The organism is Enterobacter sp. BIDMC 29 (assembly GCF_019378755.1).
In the GTDB taxonomy this organism is placed as follows: Bacteria; Pseudomonadota; Gammaproteobacteria; order Enterobacterales; family Enterobacteriaceae; genus Enterobacter; species Enterobacter ludwigii.
In genome coordinates, this window is sequence record NZ_CP080000.1 from 1848414 (window position 1) to 1849955 (window position 1542).

A 1542-nucleotide genomic window follows, 5' to 3' on the forward strand; every position below is an offset into this window, starting at 1 on the left:
AGGCGGCCGGTAAGATCCACACCGACTTCGAGAAAGGCTTCATTCGTGCGCAGACTATCGCATTTGAAGACTTTATCACCTACAAGGGTGAACAAGGCGCGAAAGAAGCAGGCAAGATGCGTGCGGAAGGGAAAGATTACATCGTTAAAGATGGCGACGTGATGAACTTCCTGTTTAACGTTTGATTTATTTTGAATGAAAAAAATCCACGCTTAGGCGTGGATTTTTTTATTGCGAATCTATCAATAGATAACTAGTTTTCCCGCAGGCCAAGTTCCTGACCATCCACAAGGCATATGACCAGCTTCATAAACATTAATCAATCCGTCAAAAAAGAACGGCTCTCGTAGTAAAGAACCATACGCATCTTCAAGCAAGTAATTCACCAGATCCCATTTTAAGTTCTCAATCATTGAGCTTTTCTCAGACTCTGGGAAGATTATTTTTGGGATAATATCATTCTCCACCACTTTCTTAGCCTCTTTGACCAAAGAGTTCCAATATTGATAATTGTAAGTATGTTTCTTTGCGAGATAACCTGTTATTTCATTGCCAGCTTCCAATGTGGCACTTTCCCATTCATCGCTATTCAAGCCTTTTATAAATAAGCTAAGAGACTGAACCTGGATAACCCCAGTGAGGGTCGTCGCCACACCAAGATTAAAAAACCAATTAATTTTGGTTAACCTGTCTATTGCTAACGGGGATATTTTCATGATTTAACCTGATTTATTCTTCCTGGGATCCCAGGTACGTTCATACCACCAAGCGCACCATGCTGCATTCGATTTTGAATACTGTATCTGACTGCTTCTTTCACCTGATTTGCTGGTAAACCAGCAGCCTCCAGTGAATGCTTCAATGCCTGAGTATAATGGAGATTGGAAGGCATTTCTCGGTATGAAGCTCCGCCTTTCCTAAATTGATTCCAAAACTGTTCTAAAGACTTATGAGCTTCATAATGTGGAGTACCTGATTGAGTGAACGCATTACCTTCTAATTTTATCGCTGCTCCACTATTAGTAGGAATAATGTCACGGAATGCAGCATCCTGATTTAAGTGATGTGATTGTCCAGGGCGTAAGTCATTTTTTAAACTTCCATGAGGACCTAAAATCGGACCATCTTCCGTAGACTTGCATTTCAACCCCCACGGATCCACCCACCCCAGCGCATTCGGCGCATACTGGTAAAGGTTTATCCCCCCCCACCAGCCCTATCGGGTCCTGCTGCGTAAATCTTCCGCAGTCGGGTCATAATACCGGAACAGATTGTAGTGCAGCCCTGTCTCACGGTACAGGTATTGCCCCTGCATCCGCAGGTTCTGAGAATATCCTGATATCTGCGTTTCGCTCTCCCGCAGTAGCTTGCCCCAGGCGCTGTTCACCCCTTCCCAGCGCACCTGCCCTTCGCTATCCGTCATCCGCTCCGGCGTGCCGTTCGGCTGRCAGTGGAACCAGAAAATCTCAGTGGCATCCACGCCATCAATGCGCGCCAGCGGGTCGTAGCTCTCCTGATCGATGTAGACACAGGTCAGCGGCA

3 protein-coding genes and 1 pseudogene (1 of these 4 cut by a window edge) are annotated in these 1542 nt (G+C 45.7%); 1 reads left to right on the plus strand and 3 read right to left on the minus strand.

Annotated elements, in window-relative coordinates; translation table 11 throughout:
• On the plus strand, positions 1 to 185 hold a 185-nt coding region (locus JTA15_RS21725; RefSeq protein ID WP_255580182.1), incomplete at its 5' end, for a DUF933 domain-containing protein.
• Between the two features lie 57 nt (positions 186 to 242).
• On the opposite strand, the gene JTA15_RS08265 is transcribed toward JTA15_RS21725, so the two are convergent.
• The 3 genes and pseudogenes from JTA15_RS08265 to JTA15_RS08275 form a co-directional block, all read right to left on the minus strand.
• Entirely contained in the window at positions 243 to 716 is a 474-nt protein-coding gene (locus JTA15_RS08265) for a hypothetical protein (protein ID WP_138614170.1), read from the minus strand.
• Positions 713 to 1147 (minus strand): hypothetical protein, encoded by a 435-nt coding sequence (locus tag JTA15_RS08270; RefSeq protein WP_219373275.1) that lies wholly within the window; start codon positions 1145 to 1147, stop codon positions 713 to 715. Before JTA15_RS08270 ends, JTA15_RS08265 begins: the two co-directional genes overlap by 4 nt.
• Positions 1133 to 1542, minus strand: a pseudogene (locus JTA15_RS08275) (RHS repeat domain-containing protein) (its annotated part continues 100 nt past the right edge of the window); the annotation flags it as partial. The pseudogene JTA15_RS08275 and the gene JTA15_RS08270, both read right to left, overlap by 15 nt.

Excerpts from the sequence above, each read along its gene's own strand:
- JTA15_RS08265 (WP_138614170.1), bottom strand. The coding sequence starts at position 716 with ATGAAAATATCCCCGTTAGCAATAGACAGGTTAACCAAAATTAATTGG.